Origin of the sequence: Acinetobacter sp. Q85-2 (assembly GCF_013420555.1) — a bacterium.
In the GTDB taxonomy this organism is placed as follows: Bacteria; Pseudomonadota; Gammaproteobacteria; order Pseudomonadales; family Moraxellaceae; genus Acinetobacter; species Acinetobacter indicus.
Genome location: NZ_VOXW01000046.1, coordinates 1 through 1,269, shown reverse-complemented (window position 1 = coordinate 1,269; position 1,269 = coordinate 1). Strand labels below are relative to the sequence as shown.

Genomic DNA, 1,269 nt, shown 5'->3' with positions numbered 1-1,269 from the left:
CACTGCTGTCCCATAGTTTGCTTTAAATAAAAAAACCTGAGTCCTAACAGTTAAAATATGAGTGCAAACAAACACTTTAACGACCAGGATTCAGGTTTTGTCACATCAGAATACCGTATTTCATGAGCTAATTAAACCTGTTGTGCGACAGGATTTTGAACAACTTGCTAAAGTACACCATGTTGGACAGAAATTTAGAGCGGCTTCCCGGTGGGATCAGTTTATTGCCATATTGATGTCTCAATTCTCTTGTAGGCAAAGTCTGAGAGATATTCAATCCAATTTGGAGTGCCAACAGGAAAAGCTGAGTCATCTCGGAGCAAAGTCTATTCCCCGAAGCACGCTGGCACGAATCAATGAGCAGCAGCCTGCTGCCTTGTATCAACAGCTATTTTACAAGTTGCTTAAATACTATGAACACTCAAAAGTAGCTCATAAATTTCGCTTTAAGAATCCCTTGTATTCCTTGGATGCCAGTCATATTGACCTGTCGCTTTCCTTATGTGAATGGGCCAAAGTTCACGACTCAAAAGCCAGCATGAAACTCAGTATAGGATTGAATCACAGCAATGATATTCCTGAGTTTGTTGCAGTTGAAAATGGCAAAGAAAATGACATGGTACAAGGCCGCAAATTCCAGTTTCCTGCTGGCAGCATTGTAGTTTTTGATAAAGGCTATGTCGATTACCAATGGTATGCAAATCTGACTGCTCAAAACATTGGATTTGTCACACGTTTTAGGCCTAAATCTGTGTATCAGGTGATCCAGCAACATCCAGTGCTTGAATCCAAAGGTATTCTAAAAGATGAAACCATTCAGCTGAATAGCGCACATGCCCTAAAAAGAAAAGCCCCAGTGTTAAGAAGAATTGAATATAGAGATCAGCAAAGTGGCAAGCACTTTAGCTTTCTCAGCAATAACTTTCATTTAGCCGCCTCCACCATTGCGGCGATTTATAAAGATCGTTGGAAAGTTGAGCTGTTCTTTAAGGCGATTAAGCAGAATCTCAAATTAAAAGCGTTTCTAGGCCGCAGCAGGAACGCAATTCAGACACAAATCTGGATTGCGATGATCGCCTATTTATTGGTGAGTTTCGCTCGACATTTAGGAAAAACAGGTTGGACAGTTCAACGTTTACTCAGAATAATTCAAGTGAATTTGTTTGAAAGAAGAACTTTAAAAGCTTTATTTTCACCCGATAAAATACCCATAAAACAAGAGGAAGCTCAAATGAGCTTCCTCTTGTGAAAAATTGTGGGACAGCAATG

General features: G+C 40.0%; 1 protein-coding gene. It reads left to right on the top strand.

Annotated elements, in window-relative coordinates; all coding sequences use genetic code 11:
* Nucleotides 1-97 precede the first annotated feature (97 nt).
* A complete protein-coding gene (locus FTT68_RS13955; RefSeq protein ID WP_005176703.1) occupies nucleotides 98-1,249 on the top strand; it encodes an IS4-like element ISAbe18 family transposase in 1,152 nt (383 codons plus the stop codon).
* Nucleotides 1,250-1,269 lie beyond the last annotated feature (20 nt).